Below are 26810 nucleotides of genomic sequence, written 5' to 3' on the forward strand. Positions count from 1 at the left end.
AAGGATTGAGCCCATGGCTGGAATCAAGGAAATTCGAACCAAGATCAAGAGCGTGCAAAACACGAGCAAGATCACCAAGGCGATGGAGATGGTCGCGGCGGCGAAAATGCGCAAGGCGCAGGATCGCATGCGGGCCGGCCGCCCCTATGCCACCAAGGTGCGCGCGATTGCTTCGCACCTGATGCAGGCCAACCCTGATTACACGCATCCCTACATGGTGGAACCCGGCAAGATGTCCGCGGCCGGGGTCATCATGGTGACCACCGACAAGGGCCTTTGCGGCGGCTTGAATACCAATATCTCGCGCCTGGTCCTGCATCAGATCAAGGCGCTCGAGGCCCAGGGGATCACGGTGCAGGCGACGGCACTGGGTTCGAAGGGTCTGAGCCTGCTCAATCGCGTGGGCGTCAACGTGGTGTCATCCGAGGTCCAGCTGGGCGATGCCCCCAATCTCGAGCGCCTGATCGGCGCCATCAAGGTGCAGCTCGATGACTTCGTCAGTGGCAAGATCGATGCCGTGTATCTGGCGACCAGCCGGTTCATCAACACCATGCGCCAGGAGCCCAGCTTCCTGCGGCTGCTGCCGCTGCCCAGTGGCCTGGCCGACCCCTTCCAGACGGGTGACGACGAAGAAGGCGCCCTGCACACCCAGTATGGCTGGGATTATCTCTACGAGCCTGATTCCCAGACGGTCATCGACGACCTGCTGCTGCGCTATGTCGAGGGCCTGATCTACCAGGCGGTCGCCGAGAACATGGCCAGCGAGCAGTCCGCGCGCATGGTCGCCATGAAAGCGGCGTCCGACAACGCCAAGAAAGTCATCGACGACCTGCAGCTGGTCTACAACAAGACGCGTCAGGCGGCCATCACCAAGGAAATTTCCGAAATCGTGGGTGGTGCGGCCGCGGTCTGATCGACGCGCGCACTGCAAAACGGATCTTACATAGGACTAAACATGAGCAACGGTACCATCGTTCAGTGCATTGGCGCAGTGGTGGACATTCAGTTCCCCCGCGACAGCATCCCCAACATCTACGACGCGCTCACCCTCGCCGACGACTCATCGGATTTCGCCGAAAAAGGCCTGACCTTCGAAGTCCAGCAGCAGCTGGGCGATGGCGTGGTGCGCACCATCGCCATGGGGTCGTCCGACGGGCTGCGCCGTGGCATGGCCGTGGCGGCAACGGGCGCGCCCATTTCCGTACCGGTGGGGCCGGCCACACTCGGGCGCATCATGGATGTGCTGGGGCGGCCCATCGACGAGCGCGGGGCGATCGAAGCCGCTGATCGGCGCGCCATCCACCAGCCGGCGCCGCAATTCGATGAGCTCTCGCCTTCGGTCGAGCTGCTCGAGACCGGCATCAAGGTGATCGACCTGGTGTGTCCGTTTGCGAAGGGCGGCAAGGTGGGTCTGTTCGGTGGCGCCGGCGTGGGCAAGACCGTGAACATGCTCGAGCTCATCAACAATATCGCCAAGGCGCACAGCGGCCTGTCGGTCTTTGCCGGGGTGGGTGAACGCACCCGCGAGGGCAATGACTTCTACCATGAAATGTCCGACGCCGGGGTCATCCAGCTCGACAATCTGCCCGAATCCAAGGTGGCCATGGTCTTCGGCCAGATGAACGAGCCCCCCGGGAACCGCCTGCGTGTCGCATTGTCGGGCCTGACCATGGCTGAAAGCTTCCGCGACGAGGGCCGCGACGTGCTGTTCTTCGTCGACAACATCTATCGCTACACGCTCGCGGGTACCGAAGTGTCGGCGCTGCTGGGGCGCATGCCATCGGCGGTGGGCTACCAGCCGACGCTGGCCGAAGAAATGGGCAAGTTGCAGGAACGCATCACATCCACCAAGACCGGTTCCATCACGTCGATCCAGGCGGTCTATGTACCGGCCGATGACCTGACCGACCCGTCGCCGGCCACCACCTTCCTGCACCTGGATTCCACCGTGGTGCTGTCGCGCGACATTGCCGCGCTCGGGATCTACCCGGCGGTCGACCCGCTCGACTCCACCAGCCGGCAGCTCGATCCGCAGATCGTGGGCGAAGAGCACTACAACGTCGCGCGTGCCGTGCAGCAGACGCTGCAGCGCTACAAAGAGCTGCGCGACATCATCGCCATTCTGGGCATGGACGAACTCTCTCCGGAAGACAAGCAGGCGGTGGCCCGGGCACGCAAGATCCAGCGCTTTCTGTCGCAGCCCTTCCATGTGGCCGAGGTCTTCACGGGCTCGCCGGGCAAGTACGTGCCGCTGGCCGAAACCCTGCGCGGCTTCAAGATGATCGTCGAAGGCGAGTGCGATGCCTTGCCCGAGCAGGCCTTCTATATGGTAGGCTCCATAGACGAGGCCTTTGAAAAGGCCAAGACGCTTCAATAAGGAACCCCCATGGCAACTTTGCAGATCGAAGTGGTCAGTGCAGAAGCCTCGATTTATTCCGGCGAGGCCACGTTCGTGGCCCTGCCCGGCGAATCGGGCGATCTGGGCATCCTGCCCGGTCATACGCCACTGATTTCGCGCATCCGCCCTGGCACCCTGAAGATCAGGCTTGTCGATGGCAGCGAAGAAAACATCTTCGTGGCCGGTGGCATTCTCGAGGTGCAACCCAACGGGGTTACGGTATTGTCCGATACGGCCATTCGGGCGGCCGACCTCGATGAAGCCAAGGCCCTGGCGGCGCGCGAACGCGCCGAAGAGGCCCTGCGCAACACGAAAGACAAGGCCGACATGGCCGTGGTCGAAGCCGAGCTGGCCATGCTGGCCGCCCAGGCGGCTGCCGCGCGCAAATTCAGCCAGGGGCGGCGCTCACACTGAGCGTCCGACATGAAAAAGTGCCCTGCAGGGCACTTTTTCATTTCCGGGTTGCTGAAACACCTGCTTGCCATTTCGAGGCTTCCGAAGATCAGGAAAATTGAATACAGTGGTTCGTTTTCAACCCCAGTGGCGCAGTGGCCCGGGGCCTGGCTCACGGAGAAATCATGCTACCCACTGAACGCCTCGGTCGCCTGGTGCACCAAGGCGGGTTCACCCAGGAACGCATCGTGTTCCTGCTGGCGCTCATGCTGTTTGCAGTCTTTTCCGCAAGCCTGCCAGGCTTTGCGACTGTCGACAACATTCTGCCCTTGCTGCGCAACGTATCCGTACTGGGCATTCTGGGCCTGGCCATGGCGCTCGTCATCATTGGCCGGGGGATCGACCTGTCGCTGGTGGCCACCATGGTCATTGCCGTGGCCTGGGCGCTGTCGCTGGCAACGCCGGGCGACAGTGCCATCGTGCCGCTGCTGCTGGGTCTGGCGCTGGTGCTGGTGGTCGGCATCGCCAATGGCATTCTCATTGCCTATGTCGAGATCTCGGCCCTGTTTGCCACCTTGGGCACCTGGGCCGTGATCTACGGTTTTGGCATGTTTGCCCTGCTGTCGCAGGAAATCATTCCGCTCTCCACCGATTGGGGTGGGGTCCAGTTTCTGGGTACGGGCAGTCTGCTCGGCATCCCCATGCCGGTGGTGGTGTTCTGCATCGTTGCGTTCCTGTCCTGGCTGTTCCTGCGCTACGCCCGTGCCGGCCTGTATGTCCGGGCCATAGGCGACAACCCCCAGACCGCGCGCCTCACGGGTATTGGCGTGCGCCCCGTGATCTGCCTGCAGTACGTGCTCTCGGCGGTCATTGGCTACCTGGCGGGCATCGTCACGGCCGCGACCGTGGCCACCATGAATACTCGCGTAGCGAATTCATCGCTGGTCTATGACGTGATCCTGGTGGTGGTGCTGGGGGGCATAGGGCTCAGCGGGGGCAAGGGCGGCGTGCGCAACGTGATCGTGGGCACGCTGCTGATCGGCATCCTGATCAACGGCATGACGATCATGAACCTCGAATACACCACACAGAATATCATCAAGAGCGTCATTCTCTTGATTGCCATCGTAGTCGACAGCGTGCTCAATCCACGCGACGAACAGACTGCGCAACAGGGGGATATCTGATGACGCCCCGCACGTGTTTGCCTTCAAAGGCAGGAGGATGAGATGAAAGCACTGAAACGGATCCTGGCGGTGGCCGCCCTGAGCGCGGTCAGCACGCTGGCGTTTGCCCAGAAAGATGGCATAGTCGACCCGGGTCGTCAGCCCTACTACGATGCCTTCAAGGACAAGACCATCTCCATCGCCGTGGCCACCATGGGGCTGGATCTCAGCCAGGCCTGGGTATCCACCATCCGGCGCGATCTCGAGCCCCTCGGGGTAAAGATCAATGTGCGCGACTATGGCTGGAAGCCGGACGTCGGCGCGCAGGCCCTGACCAGCATGATCGCCGAAGAGCCGGACATCATGGTCGTGCACAACGTGGACGTCACGTCATTTGCGCGTCTCATCAAGCGCGCCGAAAGTGCCGGCATCCCGGTGGTGCAACTGAACACCAAGGCCATCTACACTTCTTCGGCATACGTGGGGGTCGACTGGACGGAAATCGGCGAACGCGCGGCCGAAACGCTGGTCAAGGCCTGCGGTGACGGCACGTCACGCAAGGTGGCGATCATGCAGGGTGCCGTGACCGACCCGGCCAGTACCTACCAGCTCAGGGGGGTCAACAACGTATTGCAGAAGCATCCGGAAATCACGGTGGTGTCCGACCAGGCAGCCGATTGGGACTCTTCCAAGGCGTATGCCATCACGACCACCATTCTGCGCCAGCACCCCGATCTGTGCGGTATCACCGGCTTCTGGGATGGCATGGACGTGGGTATCGGCAATGCCGTGCTCGACGCCAAGCCGGCCCAGCCGGTGACCGTGGTGTCGTCGGGCGGCGGGGCCACCAGCGCGTGCGACAACGTCAAGAAAGGCGTGTTCACCCACTACGTGACGTTCAATGCGCCATTGCAGGGCCATGATCTCAGCTCGGCACTGAAGACGATTCTGCAGCAGAAGCTCGATGTGGGCACCGGGCAGTTCTATCTGTATTCGAAACTCGACGTGATCGACAAGGACAACCTGACGCCCCAATCGTGTTGGGATCTCAACGACTACAAGCAATAAAGCGATCCGCAATGATCCGATCGTCATATCGTGCCCGGTCCTGCAGCCAGACAGGGTCGGGTGCAGGAGAGCAGGGTGGGCCCTCAGTCGCTTTATGATCGCTGCCTGCAATGGCGCTACCGGCTGGTGCCCGATCACCTGCTGGGCGAGATCCTGGCCAAGCGCTGGATAGAGAACGCCATCCCGGTGGCCAGCCTGCTGCTCGTGATGGCTTTGCTGGGCTGGCAGATCCCAAGGTTTTTCTCGGCGGGCTCCATCGTCGATTTCCTGCGCATGCTGGGTGAGTTCGGCTTTGTCGTCTGCGCGATGATGATCGTGATGGTGGCGGGCGGCATCGATCTGAGCGTGGGGTCCATCGTGGCTCTGGGCAACATCACCGCCCTGTATCTCATGAACGTCGCCGAATGGCCGGTTTGGCTCATGACACCGGCCGTCCTGCTGGTGTGCGGGCTGGTGGGCCTGGTCAACGGGGTCCTGGTGGGCTACCTGAAGCTGCGGGCCTTCCTGACGACGCTGGTGACGCTGATCATCGTGCGCGCCATCGTCGATGTACTGCTCATGCAGCAGGCGGCCGCAGTGTCCGCCGTATTCCTGGATGACGAGGCCTGGGAATTCGTTGGCATGGGTACGGTTCTCGGCGTGCCTTTCGGCTTCTGGCTATTTGCCGTGTTTGCCGTGGCCGCACATCTGTTCTTGAGCCGTACACGGCCCGGCTGGCACATCATGGCCATCGGGGGTTCGCGGCGCTCCGCCTACAACGTGGGCATCGCGGTACCGCGCACCGTATGCAGCACCTATGTGATGTCCGGCATCCTCTGCGGGGTCTCGGCCATCCTGTATGCGGCCCGCCTGAACAATGCCGGTCCGGCCACCGGGGTCGGCATGGAAGTCATGGCGCTGACGGCGGCTGTGGTCGGCGGCAACAGCCTGGGCGGTGGCAAGGGCTCGGTGCCCAAAGCCTTCATCGGCTCGGTCACGGTGCTGCTGGTGACCGACGGCCTCGTGCGCCTGGGCCTGCTCAGCGGGTCCAGTTCCCTGGTGCTGGGCCTGATCCTGCTGCTGGCTGTGGGCATTGACGTGCGCTGGTTGAAGAACCGGCACAAGCTGCTGGCAAAAGTCTATGTGTCGCCGACCTATCTGGCCTTGCCGCAGGCGCCATCGACCGAGCCGGGTTCCGATTCGCCCTATGCCATCAACGATCGCCTGAAGGATGTGGAGCTCATCGGCCTGGGCCGGATCGAGGGGCCCGAGGACATGATCTTCGATCGCCATGATCATCTGTACACCGGTTCGCGCCACGGCGATGTGGTCCGCTTTCTCGCGCCCGACTATCAGCAGATGGAAATTTTTTCCCATATCGGTGGCACACCGCTGGGTTTTGCCATGGATCGCCATGACAACCTGCTGCTGTGCGATGCCGGCATGGGGCTCTACCAGATTGATCCGCAGGGCGACTTCACCAAACTCACCGACGAGACCAACCGTACGCCATGGTCCATCAATGACGATTCCCGCCTGCGCCTGGCCGATGATCTCGACATTGCGCCAGATGGCCGGGTCTTCTTCAGCGAGGCCACGGTGCGCTACGAAATGCACGAGTGGCCGCTGGATGCCCTGGAAAGCCGGGGCAATGGCCGCATCATCTGTCATGATCCGCGCAATGGCAGCACGCGCACCATTCTGCGCCGTCTGGTCTTTCCCAACGGCATCTGCATGTCGCATGACGGGCAGTCCTTCTTCTTCGCCGAGTCCTGGGCCTGCCGTATCAGCCGCTACTGGTTTGCCGGCCCCAGGACGGGCCGGGTCGAGCGGGTCATCGAAAATCTGCCCGGTTACCCGGACAACATCAACCGGGCCTCCGACGGCTGCTACTGGCTGGCCATCATGGGCATGCGCACACCGTCGCTCGAACTGGCCCTGCGGCGCCCTTCATTCCGGCGCCACATGGCCCGGCGCGTGGCCCAGGATGAACTTCTGTTTCCCAACCTCAACACGGGCTGCGTCCTGAAGTTCGACGAGGCCGGCCGCATTGTCGAATCACTCTGGGATCGCAGTGGTGAAAATCATCCCATGATCACCTCGCCACGCGAGCACAAGGGCTACCTGTATCTGGGGGGGGTGTTCAACAATCGCATCGGCCGCTACAGGATTCCGGGCGCCGATACCTCCTGGACCAGTCAGGACAGCTACTGGGGGCGTGCACCATGACCCCGTTCTGGCGGCGGCTGGCCGATCGTCTGCTGGGCCGCGGCGACAGTGCCGTGACGGTGCCCGCCATGGATGGCGCGCTGCAGCCCAATACGCTGCTCGATGAAGCGCGGGTGCTGGAGACCGTCCCCGAGCCTGACAATCTCGTGGCCTGGCAAGGAGAGCTGCTGTATACGTCGGGCGCCGACATCCGCCGCGCAGGGCAGGATGAGCCCCTGTACCGCTTGCCGGCGCCAGCGGCTTCGCTGGCGGCCTGGCATGACGAAATCCTGCTGGCCGGGCTCGAAGACGGCAGCCTGCTGGTGTGTGCCGGCCCCCATGAAGGCCGGCATCACGTGCGCTGGCAGGCCGGGCGGCCCATGGTCTGCCCGACGGCCCTGTGGTTGCAGGATGCGCGTACGGTACTGGTGGCCGAAGGCTCCAGCCGCAATGGGCCGGCCGACTGGCAACTCGACCTGATGCAGAAGAATGCACTGGGTTCGGTATGGCGTCTGGATCTGGATACGGGCCAGGCTACGCTACTGGCCGACCGGCTGGCCTGGCCGGCCGGGCTGGCCGATGCAGGCGATGCCGGGGTGCTGGTGTCCGAAAGCTGGCGCCATCGCCTGATCGGCCTGTCCGGGCAGCCGGGCACATCGGCCAGCGAGGTCCTGGGGGATCTGCCAGCCTACCCGGGCCGCATCAGCCCCAGCCCGCAAGGCGGGTTCTGGCTGGCGCTGTATGCGCCGCGCAGCCAGCTGGTCGAACTGGTGCTGCGTGAAACCCGCTACCGCAACGACATGCTTCGGGAACTCGAGCGCGATCACTGGATCTGCCCGGCACTGTCGGGCAAGCGCAGCTTCCGCGAGCCCCTGCAGCGTGGCGGACTCAAGCAGATGGGCATCCTGAAGCCCTGGGCGCCGTCGCGATCCTATGGGCTCGCCCTGTATCTCGATGCCGGCCTGAACCCCATGCACGGCAAGCATAGCCGTGCCGATGGCCAGCGTCATGGGATCACGAGCCTGCTCGAGCAGCACGGCGTACTGTACGCCACCAGCCGCGGCGGTCACATGATTCTTGCCATGGAGCCCTGATGGATACCTTGCTCTCGCTCGAGCGCGTCAGCAAATCCTACCGCGGCGTGTATGCGGTGAAGGATATCGACTTCGATCTGCGCCGCGGTGAAGTGCATGCCCTTCTGGGTGAAAATGGGGCCGGCAAGTCGACACTCACGAAGATCATCGCAGGCATCATCGCGCCGTCCGCCGGGCGCATCCTGCTCGATGGGCGGCCGGTGACGTTCAATGAGCCCTCCGATGCCCTGGCCCACGGGGTGGCCATGGTGTTCCAGGAGACCAGCCTGGTGCCGACGCTGACGGTGGCCCAGAACCTGTATCTGGGCAACGAGAAATTCTTCAACCGGCTGCGCGGGCTGTACATCTCCGCGCAGACCTTCCTGCAGTCGCTCAACTTCGGGGTGGATCCGGCCCATCTGGTCTCTTCGCTGGGCGCCGCACAGAAGCAACTGGTCGAGATAGCCCGTGCGGTGCACCACAAGGCCCGTGTCCTGGTGTTCGATGAGCCCACGGCATCGCTGACACCCGAAGAGAAGCGCTATTTCTTTTCGTTGATCGAGCGCTTGCGCACACAGGGCGTATCGATCATCTTCATATCGCACGCGCTCGAAGAGGCCCTGCAGATTGCCGACCGCATCACGATCCTGCGCGATGGCGAGCATGTACTCACCGAGCAGGCGGCCTTGCTGGATCGCGACCGGATCATTGCGGCCATGGTCGGGCGCACCCTGTCCGACGAACTCTATGGGCAGGCGTCGGCCGGGCGGTCGACGCGGGCCCGGGGTGCCCGGGTACTGAGCGTGCAGAATCTGTCCATGGGCAACATGGTCAAGAACAATTCGTTCTCCATCTACGCGGGCCAGATCACCGGCATGTTCGGCCTGGTGGGGTCCGGCCGTACCGAGACGGCCAAGATCATCGCCGGTGCGCTCAAGCGCGACTTCCTGCACGGCGGCGAGATCCGGCTCATGGGCAGGCCGATCCGTTACCGCATCCCCAGGCAGGCCATACGCGACGGCATCGTGTATGTCACGGAAGACCGCAAGATCGAAGGCTTCTTCGAAACCATGTCGATTGCGGAAAATCTGTACGTCGGCCAGATGGCCGCCACGCGGGCGGCCAATGTCGTCAACATGGCCCAGATGCAGGCGCTTGCCAAAGACTGGCGCGCCCGGCTGAACATCCGGGCGATCGGCAACGATGCCCGGGTGATCGAGCTCTCCGGGGGCAACCAGCAGAAGGTCGTGATTGCGAAATCCCTGCTGCAGAAGCCGCGCCTGGTGATTTTCGACGAACCGACGCGCGGTGTCGACGTGGGTGCAATCGCCGAGATTCACCAGTTGATCAACGAACTGGCCGACAGCGGTCTGGCCGTTCTGGTGATTTCCTCTTATTTGCCGGAAGTCTTTGCCCTCTCGGACCGGATTCTGGTGAGTCGCGAGGGCCGCGTGGTCGAGGAGTTCACCCGGGAAAACGCCACCGAGGAACGCATCATGTACGCTGCCGTTCATTGACCCGGGCTGCGCAATACGGGGCGATGGTGCCCGGGCCGGACGCCGCGGGTATCGCGCTGTCCCGCTGTCGTGCCCGGGCGGTAGCGTTCAGGGGTTGGCGGGGGGCGCCATGAACAGGGTGCGCAGGGCCAGGCCGGGGTCTGCGGCGCGCATGAACGCTTCGCCCACCAGAAAGGCCTGCACGCCCGCCGCCCGCATGCGCTGGACGTCTGCGGGTTCGAGGATGCCGCTCTCGGTAATCACCCGCTTGTCGGCAGGCAACTGCCCCAGCAGCGACAGCGTGGTGTCCAGGCTGGTCTCGAACGTACGCAGGTTGCGATTGTTGATACCGAGCAATGGCGTCTGCAGGGTCAGGGCGGCGTCGAGTTCGTCCGGGTCATGGATCTCGACCAGCACGTCCATGCCCAGATCGAGTGCGACAGACTCGAGTTCGCGCAGATCGGCAGGTGGCAGGGCCGCCGCGATGAGCAGGATGCAGTCGGCCCCGAGGGCACGGGCATGGATCACCTGGTAGGGGTCCACCATGAAATCCTTGCGCAGCACGGGCAGGCTGCAGGCCGCCCGTGCCTGGCGCAGGTGGTCATAGCCCCCCTGAAAATACTGGACGTCGGTCAGCACCGACAGGCAGGCTGCGCCATGGCAGGCATAGCTGCTCGCAATTTCTGCCGGATTGAAATCGGCACGGATCACCCCCTTGGAGGGCGAGGCTTTCTTGATCTCGGCAATGACGGCGGGCTTGCCCTGCGCAACCCGCTCTTCGATCGCGCGCGCAAAGCCCCGGATGTCCTTGCGATTCTGTGCTTCGCGCAACACTTCGGCTTCGCTGCGCATCTGCCGTGCAGCGGCCACTTCATTGCGCTTGGTCTCGAGGATACGGGCCAGGATGTCGTTCATGCGGCAAACCTTTGTGTGTACTGACAGAATTCCTCGAGCTTCTGGCGGGCAGCGCCGGAGGCGATCAGCTCGCCAGCCTGCGCAATGCCCTGTGCGATGCCTGGTGCGCGATTGCCTGCGTACAGGGCCAGGCCGGCATTGAAATGGACGATGTCACGAGCCGTACCGGGTTCGTTTTCCAGCGCCGAGCGTATCAGTGCGGCCGATTCTTCACGATTGGCCACCTTGATGCTGCGGTTCGAGACCATGGCCATGCCGAAGTCTTCGGGATGGATTTCGTATTCATGGATCTGATCGTCCTTGAGTTCACCCACCAGTGTGGATGCCCCCAGCGAGGCCTCATCCATGCCGTCCTTGCCGTGCACGACCAGTACGTGACGTGAGCCCAGCCGTTGCAGTACCCGCACCAGGATGCCGACCAGGTCGGGGTGGAATACCCCCAGCAGCTGGTTGGCGGCCTTCGCGGGGTTGGTCAGCGGCCCGAGGATGTTGAAGATCGTGCGCACGCCCAGTTCACGACGCACTGCGGCTACGTTTTTCATGGCGCCATGGTGGGCGGGGGCGAACATGAAGCCGATGCCCGTGGCTGCCAGGCATTCGGCCACCTGCGCCGGGCTGGCGGTAATGCAGGCACCCAGCGCCTCGAGCACATCGGCGCTGCCCGAGGAGGACGATGCGCTGCGATTGCCGTGCTTGGCGATCCGGACGCCCCCCGCAGCAGCCACGAACATGGCCGCCGTGGAGATGTTGAACGTGTGCGAGCCATCGCCCCCGGTACCGCACATGTCGAGCAGGTCTTCGGGGTGTGGGGCATCGACCCCCAGTGCGAACTCGCGCATGACCTCGGCGGCCGCGGTGATCTCGCCCACGGTTTCTTTCTTGACCCGCAAGCCCATGAGCAGGGCACTGGCGATCTGGGGCGGCATTTCGCCCCGCATGAGCATGCGCATCAGTGCGAGCATTTCATCGTGAAAGATCTCGCGGTGCTCTATGCAACGGACGAGCGCTTCAGTGGGGGTGATGGGCGGCATTGGCTGATTTCCTTGGAACTGGGGCGGGGCCATGGGGCACGGCCATGTGGTCACGCATCCAGAAAGTTGCGCAACAGGGCATGGCCGTGTTCGCTGAGGATGGATTCTGGATGAAACTGCACGCCATAAACGGGCAGGGACTCGTGGGCAACCCCCATGATTTCGCCATCTGCGGTTTCTGCAGTGACGTGCAGGCAGCTGGGCAGGCCCTCGCGTGCGATGGCCAGCGAATGGTAACGCGTCACGGTGAACGGCGACGGCAGCCCTCGAAAGACGTCAGTGCCCTGGTGCGAGACTTCGGATACCTTGCCGTGCATGAGTTCGCGTGCGCGCACGATGCGGGCGCCCCATGCCGCGCCTATGGCCTGATGGCCCAGGCAGACCCCGAGTATGGGGATACGGCCCGCAAAGTGGCGGATCAGTTCGACCGAGATCCCCGCTTCGGCTGGGGTGCAGGGCCCGGGCGAGACGCAGATGCGCTCGGGTGCGAGCGCCTCGACCCCGGCGAGGTCGATCTGGTCGTTGCGAACGACCTGCACCTGGGCGCCGAGTTCGCCCAGATACTGCACCAGGTTGTAGGTAAAGGAATCGTAGTTGTCCAGCATCAGCAGTTTCATGGTTTTTCCTGGAACCACCGTGCTGGGGGCAATCGATCAGAAAGATGCCGCCAGTACGGCGGCACGATGCGATGAACCACGCACGAGGATGCCGCCCCTAGAAGAGGCGCCACCAAGTGGATACGTGAGGGTTCGTGGGTTGAATCATGTGCAGGATTGTACTGTGTCGACGAAAAACGTGTCGAGGAGGGAAAGTACCAGTATGTGTTTGCCGCAGGACCCGATGCGGTATGCAGGATGGCTTCAGATCGGGTCATCGAGCCCGAATTGCACCTGCTCGGCGGCGCGCAGCAATGCCCGGGCCTTGGCTTCGGTCTCGAGCCATTCTTTTTCGGGGTCCGAGTCGGCCACGATGCCCGCGGCCGCCTGCACGTACAGCATGCCGTCGCGGATGATCCCCGTGCGGATGGCAATGGCCAGATCCATCTCGCCCCCGTAGCTCAGGTAGCCTGCGGCGCCGCCGTAGATGCCCCGTCGGACCGGTTCGAGTTCGTCGATGATTTCCATGGCGCGCACCTTGGGCGCACCCGTGAGGGTACCGGCCGGGAATGTGGCCCGCAGCACGTCGATGTTGCTCAGGCCTTCCTTGAGTTCGCCGTGCACATTGGAGACCAGGTGCATCACGTGTGAATAGCGTTCGATGGTCATGGTGTCGGTGACTTCGACGCTGCCCGTGCGGGCCACCCGCCCGATGTCGTTGCGTGCGAGATCGATGAGCATCACGTGTTCGGCCCGCTCTTTGGGGTCGGCCAGCAGTTCCTGCTCGAGGCGCAGGTCTTCTTCGTGCGTACCGCCCCGCTTGCGGGTGCCGGCCAGAGGCCGGATGGTGACTGTTTCACGCGATTGCCCCTGGACCGATTCGCAGTCCTTGCGCACCAGGATCTCGGGCGAGGCACCGACGACATGGAAGTGATCGAAATTCCAGTAGTACATGTAGGGCGAAGGGTTGAGCGAGCGCAACGCACGGTACAGGGACAGGGGCGAATCACGGAACGGCTTGGCGATCACCTGGCCGACCTGAACCTGCATCAGGTCGCCCGCTTCGATGTAGGCCTTGGCCTTCTGTACGGCAGCGAGATAGTCGGCTTTCTTGAAGTCGCGCTCGGTGGGGGTCTGCATGCTGGCGTAGGCATATGGGATCACCACCGGGGTGCGCAGTTTTTCGCGCAGTGCCTTGAGGCGGCGCCGCGCCAGGGCATAGGCCTCGGGCTGTTGCGGGTCGGCATAGACGATGAGGTAGGTGCGCCCGGCCAGGTTGTCGACAATCACCAGTTCATCGATCTGCAGCAGCAGGATATCGGGGGTGCCCGATTGCTGCCCGGAGGGCCACGGCTTGACGTTGGGGCCCAGGCGCGGCTCGATGTGCCGCACCGTGTCGTAGCCGAAATACCCCGCAAGCCCACCTGCAAAACGCGGCATGCCGGGGCGCAGGGCCACCTTGAAGCGCTTCTGGTAGGCTTCGATGAATGCAAGCGGATCACCCTCGTGGGTTTCGACCACGTCGCCCCGTGTGATGACCTCGGTTTTGGTGCCTGTGGCCCGGATCTGGGTCTTTGCGGGCAAGCCGATGAATGAATAGCGCCCAAAGCGCTCGCCCCCGACCACGGATTCGAGCAGGCAACTGTTGCGGCCGGCCTCGGGGCCGGCATGCGCCAGCTTCAGGTAGATGGCCAGTGGCGTGTCGAGATCCGCGTAGGTTTCGGCGATCAACGGGATCCGGTTGTAGCCTTGGGCAGCCAGGGCATTGAATTCGATTTCGGTCATGGTGCATTGCCTTGCATGGCAGTATCAAGGGCCCAGGCAGCCGCATCCGCAAGCGTGTCGACGACTGCATCCGCGGGCAGGGTATGGGCAGGGCGGCCTTCATTGTACCCATAGGGTAATGCCAGCATGCGCATGCCGGCGGCCTGGGCCGCCAGCGCGTCATTGATCGAGTCGCCAATGAACAGGGTGGTTTCGGCGGGCTCTTTCAGCAAGGTACAGGCATGCAGCAGGGGGGCCGGATCGGGCTTCTTGCGCGCACAGGTGTCGCCGCATACCACCGCATCGAAGTAATCGAGCAGATCGAATCGTTCGAGCAGCGGCGGGGTGAACCGGGCCAGTTTGTTCGTGACCACGGCCATGGCGCAACCCTGGTCCCGAAAGCGTTGCAGGCCTTCGATCACGCCGGGGTACAGCCGCGCCGCAGCGCCGTTGAGCCTGGCGTAATGGTCCAGGTAGCACGCCAGTGCACGCGCATGATGGGCGGGTTCGGGCGGCTCGCCTTCCAGGCCCAGAATGCGGGCCACCAGGGTTTCGCTGCCTTTGCCGACGTGCACGGCGATCGTGTCCTGCGCCAGGGCGGGCAGGCCGAGATCGTGGCGCATGGCATTGATGGCGGCGGCAATGTCTGGCAGGGTATCCAGCAAGGTCCCGTCGAGATCGAAGTGTACGGCAGTGAATATCATGGGTATGCGGCACCCGCAGGGGGTGCCCGAGTGTCGAGTGTGCGCGTTATCGTAGCATCGTGGCTGCATCGTCGGGCCCGTGGCTGGCCGTCCGGCGCCGGGTGTCACCTTCTGTGATGCCGGCTCGCAGCGCCTGCATGACGGCCGGATAGTCCGGCTGGCCAAAAATGGCCGAACCGGCCACGAATGTGTCGGCCCCGGCGGCCCGGATGGCGGCAATGTTGTCGGGCTTGACCCCGCCATCGACTTCCAGGCGGATCGCCTGCCCCCCCTGCGCCTGCCATTCGTCGATGCGGCGGCGTGCCGCAGCCAGTTTGGCCAGCGTGTGCGGCAGGAAGGATTGCCCGCCAAAGCCCGGATTGACCGACATCAGCAGGATCAGATCCAGTTTGTCCATGACATGGTCCAGCCATTGCAATGAGGTGGCCGGGTTGAGCACCAGCCCGGCCTTGCAGCCCTGGTCGCGAATCAGCGCAAGGCTGCGATCGACATGCCGGGACGCTTCGGGGTGAAAGCTGATGATGTCGGCACCCGCCTGTGCAAAGGCGGGAATCAGCGTGTCCACGGGTTCGACCATCAGGTGCACATCGATGGGCACCTGGATGTGAGGCCGCAGGGCAGCGCACACCATGGGCCCCATGGTCAGGTTCGGTACATAGTGATTGTCCATGACATCGAAGTGGATCCAGTCGGCGCCGGCTGCGGTCACGGTGCGGACTTCTTCGCCCAGTCGGGCAAAGTCGGCAGACAGGAGGCTGGGCGCGATACAGGCGGCAGGCAAGTCGGGCATGGCGTTCATGGGTTGGAGTATGTCATGATGCGCTATTTTAGTGCACTGCAATGGCCGGAACCCGGAATGAGAAAGCCGTATTACCTGTTTGCCCTGCTGGTCTTTCTGGCGGCCTGTTCCGTTGCGCCCCTGGAAGATCAGGCCGGCCGCGCAGTTTCTCCCGAAGTGATCACCGAAATCCGCCTGTTCGATGTGCCACCCCTGTCGGCACTGCCCGAAACAGCCCCGCGCCCGCTCAAGGGGCGTTATGTGGCCGCGGCATGGGCCGATCTTCCGGGTTGGCCGGCCGATGGCCTGGATCGCGTCTGGAAGGGGGTCATCAACAATTGTCGCGGCTTGATGCGCCCGGTGTCCGGTGCCCTGGCCCTGCCGGCCCGGGCCGCCCCCAGGGTCTGGCAGCCCGTCTGTCAGCAGGCCCTGGCTGAAGGCCTGCACAAGGATCCGGCGCAGGTCCGCCAGTTCCTGCAGACGCATCTGCGGCCCTGGCGGCTCGAAGGCCCCGAAGGCCTGGTCACCGGGTACTACGAGCCGCTCATCCGGGCATCCAAAGTGCGCCAGGGGGATTACCAATGGCCGCTGTATGCCGTGCCGGACGATCTGCTGACGGTCGATCTCGGCGCGGTCTACCCCGAATTGGCTGGCAAACGGGTGCGCGGCAAGCTGCAGGGGCGTCGCGTCGTGCCCTATGATACCCGCGCCCAGATCGAGGCCGACCCCGATCGCCAGCCGCCGGTCATCGTCTGGGCCGAAGATCCCATCGAAGCCTTTTTCCTGCAGATTCAGGGGTCCGGGCAGGCCCTGCTGCCGGACGGCACCACCATCCGGCTTGCGTATGCGGATCACAACGGGCGTCCGTATGTGTCGATCGGGCAGTGGCTGGCGCAGCAGGGTGAAATGCCGTTGGCACAGGCGTCGATGCAGAACATCAAGGCGTGGGCCCGGCGCCATCCCGAGCGTCTGGGTGAACTGCTGTCGGTCAACCCCGCCATGGTGTTCTTCCAGGCCGAAGGCATTGCAGACCCCGAACTCGGGCCGCGTGGCGCATACGGCGTGCCCCTCATCGCCCAGCGGGCCGTAGCGGCAGACGCCGACTACGTACCGTTGGGCACGCCATTGTTTCTGGTCACGCAGCAGCCCGGCGGCAACGGGCTGCTGCAGCGTCTGGTCTTTGCCCAGGACACTGGCGCGGCGATTCAGGGCAATAACCGGATTGACTATTTCTGGGGCACGGGTGATGCGGCCGGTGCACGGGCCGGCCGCATGAAGCAGAAAGGGCGTGTCTGGCTGCTCTGGCCGTCCGCTGCGGGTGAGCCAACAGCGCGCTGAGGCAGCACTGCCTGGCCTGCCGCGGGCTGGGAACCCCGCGGTGGGCAGGAACCTCGCAGTAGGCCGGTGTCCTGCCGGAAACATGATCTGCCGGGTACTATGGTGATTCTGGATATGGAAGGTGGACGGTCATGAACACGCACAGTTCGATCCTCGTCTGTGGCACGGGTATTGCGGGCCTGGCCTGTGCCCTGGGGGCGGCTCGCGCAGGCGGGTCGGTCGCGATCCTGGGGCCCTGCGTGCCGCCTCCGGTACCCGGGCACGATGCCTATCATCCGCGCGTGTATGCATTGTCGCCGGCCAGCCAGGCTCTGCTGCAGCACCTGGGTGTGTGGCGGCTGCTCGATGCACGGCGCATCACGCCGGTCGAAACCATGGAAATCCATGGCGATGCCGACGGCTTTCTGGACCTTTCCGCCTGGCACGACGCGCGCCAGACCCTGGCCTGGATCGTCGAATCCGGTGAACTCGAGCGGGTGCTGCAGCAGGCCGTGCATGTCATGGGGGTGACCTGGCACGAAGACCGGTTCGCATCCCTGCAAGTTGCGGCTGATGAGGCCCGGGTGCTGACCGAGGCGGGCCAGGTGCTGTCCACCCGCCTCCTGGTCGGGGCCGATGGCGCCCGTTCTCCGGTCCGGCTGGCCGCCGGGGTGGCGCACCGCTACACCCCTTACGGGGATCAGGGCGTCGTGGCCCATGTGGACATCGAACGGCCCCATCAGAACCGGGCCTGCCAGTGGTTCACCGGGGATTCGGTATTCGCCCTCCTGCCCATGCCCGATACGGATCAGGGGCCACAGGCCTCGCTGGTCTGGTCCATGCCGCACGGCCAGGCGCTGGCCTGGCAGGCCCTGGATCCCGATGCGCAGCAGCAGTGGCTGGCCAGCCGCGCGCTGGCGATCACGGGGGGCCGGCTGGGGCGCTTGCACTTGCGCACGGCCCCCAGGGGTTTCCCGCTGACCCTCGAATATTCGGACATGGTGGGGCCGCGCGTGGCGCTGGTCGGCGATGCCGCGCACCGGGTGCACCCCCTGGCGGGCCAGGGGCTCAATCTGGGCCTGGGCGATGTGCAGACGTTGCTGCAGGTGTTGGCAGATGGGCGTGTTGCGTACCCTGATCCAGGCGACCCCCGCCTGCTTGCGCGCTACCGGCGCAGGCGCTTCGAGCCGGTGCATGCCATGGGGTTCGTCACCCATGGTCTGCACCGCCTGTTCGGTACGCATTGTGCGCCGGTGGCCTGGGCCCGCAACCAGGGGCTCAGGCTGGTCGATGACATCCCGTTCATCAAGCGTCACCTGATCCGGGCTGCGGCCGGGCAATGACCCGTACCGTGTCATGGGCCCGGCAGTCCGAACTTCGTGTCCGGTAGCCTGAACTTCGTGTTACCGTGTTCTCCTGCATATGCGACATTCACCCAGGACGCTCTTCATGAATGCTGTTTTCCTGGCTGCCCTCATGCTGTCGGCCGCCACTCTCACTGCCCAGGCACAACCGTCCCTGTCGGGCGGATCCAATGACGCGCATCAGGTGGCCCAGTCGGCCCAGGTAGCCCGTATCGCGCCCGAGCGGCTTGCGGGCATCCAGAAGGCCTTCGAGCAGCGTTTTCCTGGCATTCAGGCCGAGGCGGTACGGCCGACCCCGTTCGATGGCCTTTATGAAGTACAGGTCGGGCTGGATCTGGTGTACACCGATGAGCAGGCGCAGTTCGTCCTGCAGGGGTCGCTGATCGACGCGCGTGCGCGTCGCGATCTCACCGCCGAGCGCCTCGAGGTGCTGCAGCAGGTTGCATTCGACAGCCTGCCCCTGAAAGATGCGATCAAGCAGGTGAAAGGCTCGGGGGCGCGCGAGGTCGCGGTATTCGAAGATCCGAACTGCGGTTATTGCAAGCAGTTGCACAAAACGCTTGAAGGCATCGACGACATCACGGTGTATACGTTTCTGTATCCCATACTCAGCCCCGACTCCCGCACCCGGTCGCGCAACATCTGGTGCGCCGAGGATCCGGCCCGCGTCTGGCGCGAGTGGATGGTGCACGGCAAACAGCCTGTGGTGGCCGAATGCGACACACCCTTGCAGAGCAATCTGGCCCTGGGGCGCAAGCTCAATGTACAAGGCACGCCAGCCCTGTTCTTTGCCGATGGCAGTCGCATCAACGGGGCCATGCCCCTCGAGGTGCTGCAGCAGAAATTCGATGCCCAGGGGCCCGGGCAGGGATCCTGAATATCAGGCAGGGGGCCTGAACAGCCCCATTATCCTGGGTTGGGCGTGTTCCTGTGACCCTCGAGTCCGGCCTGGCGCAGCAATATCCACTGGCCGTCTTTCACCGTGATCAGCTCGCGGCCGCGCTCATCGAAGCCGCTGTGGTCGGCAGGGCTCATGTTGTAGACCCCCTGGGTGGCCACCAGTTCGGTGGTCTGTTCGAGTGCGTCACGCAGCGCGCTGCGGAATTCGGCCGTGCCGGGGGGCGCAGCCTGAGCCGCGATCGGGATGGCCTGCTGCAGCAGCAGGCCGGCGTCGAAGACGTTGGCGCCGAAGGTCGCGGGCTTTTCGCCATAGCGGGCTTCGTAGCGCTGAATGTACTCTTCGACGATTGGTTTTGACGGATTGCTGTCGGGGATCTCGGGCAGCACCAGCATCAGGCTGGCCGCGAGTATGGTGCCCTCTGCCGACGGGCCCGCAAACTTCAGGAAGGCCGGCAGGGCAGCCCCATGGGTCTGATAGAACTGCCCCTGATATCCCTGCGAAGCGAGGGTGGTCTGCGGCAGTGCGGCGGCCCCGCCGGTACCGGCGATCAGGACTGCATCGGGGCGGGCCGAGAGGATCTTGAGGGCCTGGCCGGTCACCGAACTGTCCGTGCGCTGGTAACGTTCGGCAATGGTGAGATCGATGCCGGCCTCTTTGGCCCGCGTACTGAACACCTGATGCCAGTCATCGCCGTAGGCATCGGCGAAACCGATGAAACCCACCGTCTCGATGCCGCGCTGCTTCATGTCCTGGATCAGGGCCCGTGCAATGATGTCCGTGTTCTGTGTGGTCTTGAAGGCCCAGCGCTTCTGTTCGTTCATGGGCAGCACGACGGCTGCAGCACCCACAGGTGCCAGCATGGGCGTGCCGGCTTCGGCGATGAATGGCAGCACGCTCATGGAGTTGGGTGAACCGGTGGGGCCTATGATGGCATCGACCCCCGATTCGTCCATGAGTTTCTTGAATGCGGTGACGGTCTGTGTGGGATCACTGCCATCGTCGAGTGCAATGTACTCGATGCCCAGGTCACCCGCCTGGGTCGGCAGCAATGGAACCGTGTTCATCTGCGGGATGCCGACCAGAGCCGTGGGTCCGGTGGCCGAGGCGACCACACCGACCTTGACCTGAGCCTGCACGAGGTACGGGACCCCGGAAAGCACCGCCGCCAGCACACCAAGCCGAAGCAGGGAAATATTCATCGATCACTCCGAAAGCCCCGAACTGCATGCCGGGGAAACAGGGTGCAGACCGCGGCCGGCACCGTACCAATCATGATAGCGCCGTCAGCAGACTGACACAGGTGTTCATGCGCGTGACGCCCCGCGCCGAAAATTTGGGTTCGTGGGCGAGTACATCGCGGGTTTCCAGCAGGTCGAATTGCCAGCGTGGGGCAAACAGCTGCCGGATCTCTGCCTCGGGTACCGAAAAAGGCGGGCCATCCATCTGCGCCTGGGGGTAGTCGAGGCTGAGCAGCAGGGTCTGGCACCCGGCCGGCAAGGTGGCGTAGACATGCTGGACGTAGCGTTGCCGCAGTTCAGGGGTGAGTGCAATCAGCGCGGCCCGATCGTAACAGGCCACACATGAGCCCAGTACATCGGCCTGCAGATCGAAGATGTCGCCACAGTAATAGCGGATGCGACCGGCCGTATGCCAGGTGCCACGGCCTGCAGTGGTGCAGGTGGGCTGGAGTCTGTGTGCCTCGAAAAACTGCGCTACGGCGAGCGGTGAAAGCTCGACCGCCAGAACCTCATGACCTTCCTGTGCCAGCCAGGCGACATCCAGTGATTTCCCGGCCAGGGGAACCAGCACGCGACTGCCGGGTGGCAGGCCCAGGGACGGCCAGTGCTTCTGCAGCAGCGGCATGACCCGGTTCTGATGAAACCCGGTCTGCCCCTGCTGCCAGCGTTGCAGCCAGAATTCATTATCCATGATGTGTCGTCTCGTCCATGAAGAGGTTCGGCCCGCAACCATGGCGCCGAGCCCGGCACCATGGTTGCGGGGTCATTGGGCCGGCCACCGGGGTCATTCGAGTGCCTTGACCATGTCTTCGAGCACCTTCTTGGCATCGCCAAACACCATCATGGTCTTGTCCATGTAGAACAGCTCGTTGTCGAGCCCCGCATAGCCGGCTGCCATGCTGCGCTTGTTCACGATCACGGTGCGCGCCTTGTAGGCTTCGAGTATGGGCATGCCGGCAATGGGCGATTGCGGGTCGTTCTTGGCCGCCGGATTGACCACGTCGTTGGCGCCCAGAACCAGCACGACATCGGTCTGGCCGAATTCACCGTTGATGTCATCCATCTCGAACACCTGATCGTAGGGGACTTCGGCCTCGGCCAGCAGGACGTTCATGTGCCCGGGCATACGCCCCGCCACCGGATGGATGGCATACTTGACCGTGATCCCCTTCTCGCCCAGTTTGCCGGCCAGTTCCTTGAGCGCATGCTGGGCTCGGGCCACGGCCAGGCCGTAGCCGGGCACGATGGTGACCGTGTCGGCATTGCTCATGAGGAACGCCGCATCGTCCGCACTGCCTGACTTGACGCTGCGCTGCTCTTGATCGCCCGCGGCGCCCGCCGACGCATCAGCGCCGAACCCGCCCAGAATCACATTGAAGAACGAGCGGTTCATGGCCTTGCACATGATGTAGGACAGGATTGCGCCCGATGAGCCGACCAATGAACCGGCGATGATCAGCATCGGGTTCTCGAGGGAGAACCCGATGCCGGCTGCCGCCCAGCCCGAGTAGCTGTTGAGCATCGAGATCACCACGGGCATGTCGGCGCCGCCGATGGGAATGATGATGAGTACACCCAGTACAAAGGCGATCGCGGTCATGAGTACGAATGGCAGCCAGGACTGCGTGGCCATGAACCAGATGCCGCAGGCCAGCATGAGCACCGCCAGCAGCAGATTCAGCATGTGCTGGCCGGCGAACACTACGGGGGCGCCCTGGAACAGGCGGAACCGGTATTTGCCCGATAGTTTGCCAAATGCGATGACCGACCCCGAGAAGGTGATGGCCCCGACGAATGTGCCGATGAAGAGCTCGAGCCGGTTGCCGGTGGGGATGGGCGCACCTGCCGCGGCGATGTTGAAGGCGTGGGGTTCGGCCACGACCGCAAATGCGATGGCCACCGCAGCCAGCCCGATCATGCTGTGCATGAAGGCAATCAGCTCGGGCATTTTGGTCATTTGCACCTTGCGCGCCAGGATCGTGCCGAAGCTGCCGCCAATCAGCAGGCCGAGCACGATGCGCCCGAGGCCCATGCCCGTGGCGCCGTCGCGGGCCAGCCCGACGATCAGGGCGGCCGTGGTCAGGATGGCGATGGCCATGCCGACCATGCCGAACACGTTGCCCCGGCGGGAGGTGGTGGGATGCGACAGCCCCTTGAGGGCCTGAATGAAAAATACCGAAGCGATCAGGTACAGCAGGGTGACGACGTTGGCCGAGATCATGCCTGGCCCCCCTTGCGATCCTTCTTCTTGAACATCTCGAGCATGCGCTGGGTCACCAGGAAGCCGCCGAACACGTTGACCGCAGCCAGGGCCACCGCCACGATACCCATGACCTGCGCCAGCGGGCCTTCGGTGAGACCGGTAGCGAGCATCGCGCCCACGATGACGATGGCCGAGATGGCATTGGTGACGGCCATCAGCGGGGTGTGCAGTGCGGGTGTCACGTTCCAGACCACGTGATAGCCGACGTAGACCGCCAGCACGAAGATGATGATATTGATCAGGGTGGGATTGACGGCGTCCATCAGGTGTTCCTCAGTACGTGGCCATCGCGGCAGACCAGGCAGGCCTTGACGATGTCATCGTCTTCGGGCAGGGTCAGTTGCCCTTGGTCATCGATGATGAGTTTCAGAAAGTCGAGCAGGTTGCGGGCATACAGTGCGGAGGCATCGGTGGCCAGTAGCGCGGGCAGATTGGTCAGGCCCACCAGGGTCACCCCGGCGTGTTCCACGACCTGCCCGGCGACCGACAGGGGGCAGTTGCCGCCCCGCTCGACGGCCAGATCGACAATCACCGATCCGGGCCGCATGCTGGCCACCGTGTCGGGCTGAATCAAGACGGGCGCCGGGCGCCCGGGGATCAGCGCGGTGGTGATGACGATATCGGCCTGCTTGCAGCGCTCGGCCACCAGCGCGGCCTGGCGCTGCATCCAGCTGGCGGGCATGGGGCGCGCGTAACCCCCTTTGCCCTGGGCGATTTCGCGCTCTTCGTCGGTCTCGAACGGCACATCGATGAACTTGCCGCCCAGGGATTCGATCTGCTCGCGCACCGCAGGGCGCACATCGGATGCCTCGACCACTGCCCCCAGGCGGCGGGCCGTTGCAATGGCCTGCAGGCCCGCCACCCCGGCGCCCAGCACCACGACCCGCGCGGCCTTGAGGGTGCCCGCGGCTGTCATCATCATGGGGAATATACGGCCGTAATATTGCGTGGCCAGCAGGACGGCCTTGTAGCCGGCCAGATTGGCCTGTGAAGACAGCACGTCCAGGCTCTGCGCGCGCGTGGTGCGCGGTGCGGCCTCGAGGGCAAAGGCGGTCAGCCCTGCGCTGGCCATGGCCTGCAGGCCATCGTGATCGAATGGATCGAGCATGCCGACCAGCACCGTGCCGGCCTGCATGCCCTGCAATTCGTCGTGGCCAGGCCGGCGCACCTTGAGCACCAGCTCGCAGCCCAGTGCCGCGCTTGCATCGCACAGGGTGGCCCCGGCCTTTTCATAGTCGCCATCCGGGTAGCGGGCTGCTGTGCCCGCCCCGGCCTGCAGCATGATGCGGTGCCCTGCCTGGACGAGTTTCCTGACGGTTTCAGGGGTGGCCGCGACGCGAGTCTCTCCGGGCAGGGTTTCTTGCGGGATCCCTAGTTGCATGTCGCTGGACTCCATCGCTTGTGTGGGCTGTGTGAGCAATTCATGATGTCTCCCGGAGGTTGCGTTGCTGGCATTCTTCTACGAAAGAGGGGTTGATGCAACACGATGGTGTTGTACCGGCGCTCTGATCTCGTGCAATCATCCATCATGAGTTAGCATTCAGCTGGTTCATTGGTGGATACGTGAACATGGATTTTACGGGACAGGTTACAACATGAACGTGTGGTTCAAGCGGGTTTTGGTCGGGCTGGTACTGGTTCTGCTGCTGGCCGTGGTGGGTCTGGGCATTTTCCTGCTGACCTTCAACCCCAATGCATACAAGGACAGGCTGGAGGTTCTGGTGCATGAGCGCACGGCCCGTACCCTCACGATCGGTGGCGATATCGGCCTGTCGCTGTTTCCGCGCATTGGCCTTTCAGTGGGCCAGGTATCGCTGTCGGGCCTGCAGGCCGACGAGCCCTTCATCTCGGTGGACAGCGCGCGCTTTGCCGTGGCGATCTGGCCCTTGTTGTCGAATCGCCTGGTGGTCGACCACGTCGCCCTCTCGGGTGTCAGCGTACGCATCGTGCAGGACGCTGACGGGCATTTCAATTTCGATGACCTGCTGGCGCGGCCGATCGAGCCGCCAACCTCGGGGAACATGGTATTGCCCGCCGCCGGGGATGCGGCTCCGGCACCCGAAGCCGACTACGTATCGGGTGGCGACTTGCATATCGACATTGCCGGGCTGGAGATTCGCGACGGCGAGATCCGTTATGTCGATGAGCGCAGTGGGGTGTCGAGCACGCTGGCCCAGATCAACGCCAGTACGGGCCGCGTGACCTACGATCAGCCGTTCGAAGTGTCGTTCAAGGCCCTGCTCTCGGGCAGTGAGCCCGTCCATGCGGCCCGTCTGCAGGCGCAGGCCCTGCTCAGCCTGAACCCCGCAGAAGATCGCTATGAAGCGCAGAAAATCAATGTGGGGCTCGAGGGCCGTCTGGGCGACCTGGATCAGGCGCATGTCACGCTGGCTGGCAATGTCGCCTGGGATGGCCGTGAGCAACGATTTTCGGCCCGGCATCTCGACTGGTCCCTCGAGGGCGAGCTGTTGGGTACGGGCGGGTGCAGGGCCTGAAGGTACGGCTGGCCGCCGATCGCCTGAGCCTGGGCGCGCCCGGCGACGAATGGGCGATCGACAAGCTGAGCCTGCGTGCCAGTGGCAAGCGGCAGGGCCAGCCCTTCGAACTGGCGCTCGAGGCGCCTGCGCTCATGTTGTCGGAACAGGCCGCCAGCGCCGAGCCGGTGTCCGCCACTTTCAAGAGTGGATCTGGCAATGCGGTCGTAGCGTCCATGGGCCTTGACGGCCTGTCGGGCAACGTAAAGGAATGGCGTTTCCGCACGCTCAGCCTGGATGGCGCCGTGCGCAGTGGCCAGCGCCTGGGCAGCCTCAGGCTGACATCGCCCCTGAACTGGGATGTTGCCGCCCGTCAGGGCGCGCTGACCGCCCTGAAAGGGGACCTGGTGCTGCGCGACGAGCACCAGCCGGATCAGGAGTATGCGTTTCCCATGATAGGCAGTGTGCATGTCGATGCAGCCAAAGAAGTGGCAGACATGGATATCAGCGCGATGGTCGACGGCGCGCAGACCAGCCTGAAAGCGCAGGTGGCAGGGTGGCAGGCACTGGCCACGCGCTTCGTTCTGAAGTCCGAACGGCTCGACCTCGATCCCTGGCTGGCGCCCGCAGCGCCGGCCCGGTCCGAATCAGGGAGCCGTTCCGGGTCACCGGACGAGGGGGCCGACACGCCACCGGCCAAGCCCGACGATTCAACCCGTCAAGCGGGTTTCGACCTTGCATTTCTCGAGCATCTGGACCTCGATGGGGACGTCGGGGTGGCCGATCTGCGCGCCCACGGCGTGCAGTTCAACAAAGTGCAGGCGCATCTGCGGGCCCAAAAGGGGGTGCTGACGCTCTCGGGCGTGAAAGCTGGCTTGTATGAAGGCGCTCTGGCAGGCCATTTTCAAGTCTCGGCCGACCATCGCTTCAGTGCAAAAATGGACCTGACCCGGGTGGCCGTGGATCCGCTGCTGCAGGCTGCGCTCGGCCGGCCGGTTCTGTCCGGCAGACTCGGCCTGAACCTGAGCCTGGATACCGTGGGCGACACGGGCGATGCCCTGCTGGCGAATCTGGGTGGGCGTGCGGATTGGCAGGTGGCCGACGGCGCTGTGCTGGGCATCGATGCCCAGCGCACCCTGACCGAAGTTGCGCGTTCGCTGTCCAATGTACTCAAAGGCCGGCTGGACGCCGTGTCATCGCCCTTCGATGACCAGGGTCGCACACCATTCAGCCAGTTGGGCGGGCGCCTCGATCTGGACAAGGGGCAGGGTACGCTGTCGCGCCTGATCCTGGCTTCGGATCTGCTGCGCGTCACCGAAGGGGACCCCGCACAGCTCAGCCTGACCGGACGGACCCTCGACGTGATCCTGCTCGTACAGGTGGCGGCCAGGCTGCCGCAGGCCCTCAAGGGGGCGCTCGATCCGCTCGCAGGGGCTACGCTTCCGGTGCATATCGAAGGGCCCTGGGCGGATCCATCCTACTCCGTGCGCTGGTCCGATGTACGCAATCAGGCCGTGCAGCAGGTGGTCAAGACGGGGCTGATGGATCTGCTCGAAGGGCGCGATCCTCTTGATCAGGCGCAGTTGCCGGATGTCGATGGTGGCGGTCTTGCACCTGAATCGCCACAGGATCCGGTCGAGCGGATTGGCAAGGCCCTCAAGGGCCTGCTCGGAAAATAGGGGGA

24 protein-coding genes are annotated in these 26810 nt (G+C 64.1%); 13 read left to right on the forward strand and 11 right to left on the reverse strand.

The features are described 5' to 3' along the window. The first annotated feature begins 13 nt into the window (after positions 1-13). The 8 genes from atpG (at position 14) to WCY17_RS12230 (ending at position 9802) form a co-directional block, all read left to right on the forward strand. Positions 14-913 (forward strand): F0F1 ATP synthase subunit gamma, encoded by a 900-nt coding sequence (gene atpG, locus WCY17_RS12195; protein ID WP_372702464.1) that lies wholly within the window; start codon positions 14-16, stop codon positions 911-913. Between the two features lie 42 nt (positions 914-955). Next, positions 956-2377, forward strand: a complete 1422-nt coding sequence (atpD, locus tag WCY17_RS12200) for a F0F1 ATP synthase subunit beta (RefSeq protein ID WP_372702465.1) — start codon at positions 956-958, stop codon at positions 2375-2377. Between the two features lie 9 nt (positions 2378-2386). Further along, a complete protein-coding gene (locus WCY17_RS12205) occupies positions 2387-2812 on the forward strand; it encodes a F0F1 ATP synthase subunit epsilon (RefSeq protein WP_372702466.1) in 426 nt (141 codons plus the stop codon). A 164-nt stretch (positions 2813-2976) separates the two neighbouring features. Continuing rightward, positions 2977-3978, forward strand: coding sequence for an ABC transporter permease (locus WCY17_RS12210; RefSeq protein WP_372702467.1), 1002 nt, complete (start codon positions 2977-2979; stop codon positions 3976-3978). Between the two features lie 42 nt (positions 3979-4020). Next, positions 4021-5025, forward strand: a complete 1005-nt coding sequence (locus WCY17_RS12215) for a sugar ABC transporter substrate-binding protein (RefSeq protein WP_372702468.1) — start codon at positions 4021-4023, stop codon at positions 5023-5025. 75 nt (positions 5026-5100) lie between these two features. Further along, the gene (locus WCY17_RS12220) at positions 5101-7233 is read left to right on the forward strand and encodes an ABC transporter permease (protein ID WP_372702469.1); all 2133 of its coding nucleotides are present in this window, start codon (positions 5101-5103) and stop codon (positions 7231-7233) included. Continuing rightward, the gene (locus tag WCY17_RS12225; protein ID WP_372702470.1) at positions 7230-8306 is read left to right on the forward strand and encodes a strictosidine synthase; all 1077 of its coding nucleotides are present in this window, start codon (positions 7230-7232) and stop codon (positions 8304-8306) included. Before WCY17_RS12220 ends, WCY17_RS12225 begins: the two co-directional genes overlap by 4 nt. Then, positions 8306-9802: a sugar ABC transporter ATP-binding protein gene (locus WCY17_RS12230; RefSeq protein ID WP_372702471.1), complete on the forward strand. Its 1497-nt coding sequence runs from the start codon at positions 8306-8308 to the stop codon at positions 9800-9802. The genes WCY17_RS12225 and WCY17_RS12230 overlap by 1 nt, the downstream gene beginning before the upstream one ends. Before the next feature lie 87 nt (positions 9803-9889). Here the strand turns inward: WCY17_RS12230 and trpC are convergent, their stop codons facing one another. From trpC to rpe, 6 genes are all read right to left on the reverse strand, one after another. Beyond that, positions 9890-10696 (reverse strand): indole-3-glycerol phosphate synthase TrpC, encoded by an 807-nt coding sequence (gene trpC, locus WCY17_RS12235; protein WP_372702472.1) that lies wholly within the window; start codon positions 10694-10696, stop codon positions 9890-9892. Continuing rightward, the gene (trpD, locus tag WCY17_RS12240) at positions 10693-11727 is read right to left on the reverse strand and encodes an anthranilate phosphoribosyltransferase (protein WP_372702473.1); all 1035 of its coding nucleotides are present in this window, start codon (positions 11725-11727) and stop codon (positions 10693-10695) included. Before trpD ends, trpC begins: the two co-directional genes overlap by 4 nt. Positions 11728-11777: 50 nt before the next feature. Continuing rightward, positions 11778-12344 carry an aminodeoxychorismate/anthranilate synthase component II gene (locus WCY17_RS12245; protein ID WP_372702474.1) on the reverse strand — a complete coding sequence of 189 codons (567 nt, stop codon included), beginning with the start codon at positions 12342-12344 and terminating at the stop codon, positions 11778-11780. Between the two features lie 243 nt (positions 12345-12587). Then, positions 12588-14108 (reverse strand): anthranilate synthase component I, encoded by a 1521-nt coding sequence (trpE, locus tag WCY17_RS12250; protein ID WP_372702475.1) that lies wholly within the window; start codon positions 14106-14108, stop codon positions 12588-12590. Continuing rightward, positions 14105-14791 (reverse strand): phosphoglycolate phosphatase, encoded by a 687-nt coding sequence (locus WCY17_RS12255; RefSeq protein WP_372702476.1) that lies wholly within the window; start codon positions 14789-14791, stop codon positions 14105-14107. The genes trpE and WCY17_RS12255 overlap by 4 nt, the downstream gene beginning before the upstream one ends. A gap of 46 nt (positions 14792-14837) precedes the next feature. Further along, complete coding sequence (gene rpe / locus WCY17_RS12260; protein WP_372702477.1) at positions 14838-15581, reverse strand: ribulose-phosphate 3-epimerase; 744 nt, start codon at positions 15579-15581, stop codon at positions 14838-14840. Between the two features lie 66 nt (positions 15582-15647). Between rpe and WCY17_RS12265 the strand changes: the two genes are divergently transcribed. The 3 genes from WCY17_RS12265 (at position 15648) to WCY17_RS12275 (ending at position 19127) form a co-directional block, all read left to right on the forward strand. Further along, on the forward strand, positions 15648-16907 hold the full coding sequence (locus tag WCY17_RS12265; protein WP_372702500.1) for a murein transglycosylase A: 1260 nt from the start codon (positions 15648-15650) through the stop codon (positions 16905-16907). 131 nt (positions 16908-17038) lie between these two features. Next, positions 17039-18229: an FAD-dependent monooxygenase gene (locus tag WCY17_RS12270; protein ID WP_372702478.1), complete on the forward strand. Its 1191-nt coding sequence runs from the start codon at positions 17039-17041 to the stop codon at positions 18227-18229. 106 nt (positions 18230-18335) lie between these two features. Then, positions 18336-19127, forward strand: a complete 792-nt coding sequence (locus tag WCY17_RS12275; protein WP_372702479.1) for a DsbC family protein — start codon at positions 18336-18338, stop codon at positions 19125-19127. A gap of 29 nt (positions 19128-19156) precedes the next feature. Here WCY17_RS12275 and WCY17_RS12280 read toward each other — a convergent pair whose 3' ends face one another. From WCY17_RS12280 to WCY17_RS12300, 5 genes are all read right to left on the reverse strand, one after another. Beyond that, on the reverse strand, positions 19157-20350 hold the full coding sequence (locus WCY17_RS12280; RefSeq protein WP_372702480.1) for an ABC transporter substrate-binding protein: 1194 nt from the start codon (positions 20348-20350) through the stop codon (positions 19157-19159). 70 nt (positions 20351-20420) lie between these two features. Beyond that, entirely contained in the window at positions 20421-21080 is a 660-nt protein-coding gene (locus WCY17_RS12285; RefSeq protein ID WP_372702481.1) for a thiopurine S-methyltransferase, read from the reverse strand. Positions 21081-21173: 93 nt separating this feature from the next. Further along, positions 21174-22610, reverse strand: coding sequence for an NAD(P)(+) transhydrogenase (Re/Si-specific) subunit beta (locus tag WCY17_RS12290; RefSeq protein WP_372702482.1), 1437 nt, complete (start codon positions 22608-22610; stop codon positions 21174-21176). Further along, on the reverse strand, positions 22607-22915 hold the full coding sequence (locus WCY17_RS12295; protein WP_372702483.1) for an NAD(P) transhydrogenase subunit alpha: 309 nt from the start codon (positions 22913-22915) through the stop codon (positions 22607-22609). Before WCY17_RS12295 ends, WCY17_RS12290 begins: the two co-directional genes overlap by 4 nt. Continuing rightward, positions 22915-24033 carry a Re/Si-specific NAD(P)(+) transhydrogenase subunit alpha gene (locus WCY17_RS12300; RefSeq protein WP_372702484.1) on the reverse strand — a complete coding sequence of 373 codons (1119 nt, stop codon included), beginning with the start codon at positions 24031-24033 and terminating at the stop codon, positions 22915-22917. Before WCY17_RS12300 ends, WCY17_RS12295 begins: the two co-directional genes overlap by 1 nt. A gap of 214 nt (positions 24034-24247) precedes the next feature. On the opposite strand from WCY17_RS12300, the gene WCY17_RS12305 reads away from it, so the two are divergent. Beyond that, a complete protein-coding gene (locus WCY17_RS12305; protein WP_372702485.1) occupies positions 24248-25147 on the forward strand; it encodes an AsmA family protein in 900 nt (299 codons plus the stop codon). After that, a complete protein-coding gene (locus WCY17_RS12310) occupies positions 25135-26805 on the forward strand; it encodes an AsmA family protein (RefSeq protein ID WP_372702486.1) in 1671 nt (556 codons plus the stop codon). The genes WCY17_RS12305 and WCY17_RS12310 overlap by 13 nt, the downstream gene beginning before the upstream one ends. Positions 26806-26810: the final 5 nt, after the last annotated feature.

The organism is Castellaniella sp., assembly GCF_041677825.1.
Lineage (GTDB): Bacteria > Pseudomonadota > Gammaproteobacteria > Burkholderiales > Burkholderiaceae_B > Castellaniella.

Bases quoted from the DNA above. Each gene is read 5' to 3' on its own strand.
- atpG (WP_372702464.1), top strand. From the start codon at position 14: ATGGCTGGAATCAAGGAAATTCGAACCAAGATCAAGAGCGTGCAAAAC.
- atpD (WP_372702465.1), top strand. From the start codon at position 956: ATGAGCAACGGTACCATCGTTCAGTGCATTGGCGCAGTGGTGGACATT.
- WCY17_RS12205 (WP_372702466.1), top strand. From the start codon at position 2,387: ATGGCAACTTTGCAGATCGAAGTGGTCAGTGCAGAAGCCTCGATTTAT.
- WCY17_RS12210 (WP_372702467.1), top strand. From the start codon at position 2,977: ATGCTACCCACTGAACGCCTCGGTCGCCTGGTGCACCAAGGCGGGTTC.
- WCY17_RS12215 (WP_372702468.1), top strand. From the start codon at position 4,021: ATGAAAGCACTGAAACGGATCCTGGCGGTGGCCGCCCTGAGCGCGGTC.
- WCY17_RS12225 (WP_372702470.1), top strand. From the start codon at position 7,230: ATGACCCCGTTCTGGCGGCGGCTGGCCGATCGTCTGCTGGGCCGCGGC.
- WCY17_RS12230 (WP_372702471.1), top strand. From the start codon at position 8,306: ATGGATACCTTGCTCTCGCTCGAGCGCGTCAGCAAATCCTACCGCGGC.
- trpC (WP_372702472.1), bottom strand. From the start codon at position 10,696: ATGAACGACATCCTGGCCCGTATCCTCGAGACCAAGCGCAATGAAGTG.
- trpD (WP_372702473.1), bottom strand. From the start codon at position 11,727: ATGCCGCCCATCACCCCCACTGAAGCGCTCGTCCGTTGCATAGAGCAC.
- WCY17_RS12245 (WP_372702474.1), bottom strand. From the start codon at position 12,344: ATGAAACTGCTGATGCTGGACAACTACGATTCCTTTACCTACAACCTG.
- trpE (WP_372702475.1), bottom strand. From the start codon at position 14,108: ATGACCGAAATCGAATTCAATGCCCTGGCTGCCCAAGGCTACAACCGG.
- WCY17_RS12255 (WP_372702476.1), bottom strand. From the start codon at position 14,791: ATGATATTCACTGCCGTACACTTCGATCTCGACGGGACCTTGCTGGAT.
- rpe (WP_372702477.1), bottom strand. From the start codon at position 15,581: ATGCCCGACTTGCCTGCCGCCTGTATCGCGCCCAGCCTCCTGTCTGCC.
- WCY17_RS12265 (WP_372702500.1), top strand. From the start codon at position 15,648: ATGAGAAAGCCGTATTACCTGTTTGCCCTGCTGGTCTTTCTGGCGGCC.
- WCY17_RS12270 (WP_372702478.1), top strand. From the start codon at position 17,039: ATGAACACGCACAGTTCGATCCTCGTCTGTGGCACGGGTATTGCGGGC.
- WCY17_RS12275 (WP_372702479.1), top strand. From the start codon at position 18,336: ATGAATGCTGTTTTCCTGGCTGCCCTCATGCTGTCGGCCGCCACTCTC.
- WCY17_RS12280 (WP_372702480.1), bottom strand. From the start codon at position 20,350: ATGAATATTTCCCTGCTTCGGCTTGGTGTGCTGGCGGCGGTGCTTTCC.
- WCY17_RS12285 (WP_372702481.1), bottom strand. From the start codon at position 21,080: ATGGATAATGAATTCTGGCTGCAACGCTGGCAGCAGGGGCAGACCGGG.
- WCY17_RS12290 (WP_372702482.1), bottom strand. From the start codon at position 22,610: ATGATCTCGGCCAACGTCGTCACCCTGCTGTACCTGATCGCTTCGGTA.
- WCY17_RS12295 (WP_372702483.1), bottom strand. From the start codon at position 22,915: ATGGACGCCGTCAATCCCACCCTGATCAATATCATCATCTTCGTGCTG.
- WCY17_RS12300 (WP_372702484.1), bottom strand. From the start codon at position 24,033: ATGCAACTAGGGATCCCGCAAGAAACCCTGCCCGGAGAGACTCGCGTC.
- WCY17_RS12305 (WP_372702485.1), top strand. From the start codon at position 24,248: ATGAACGTGTGGTTCAAGCGGGTTTTGGTCGGGCTGGTACTGGTTCTG.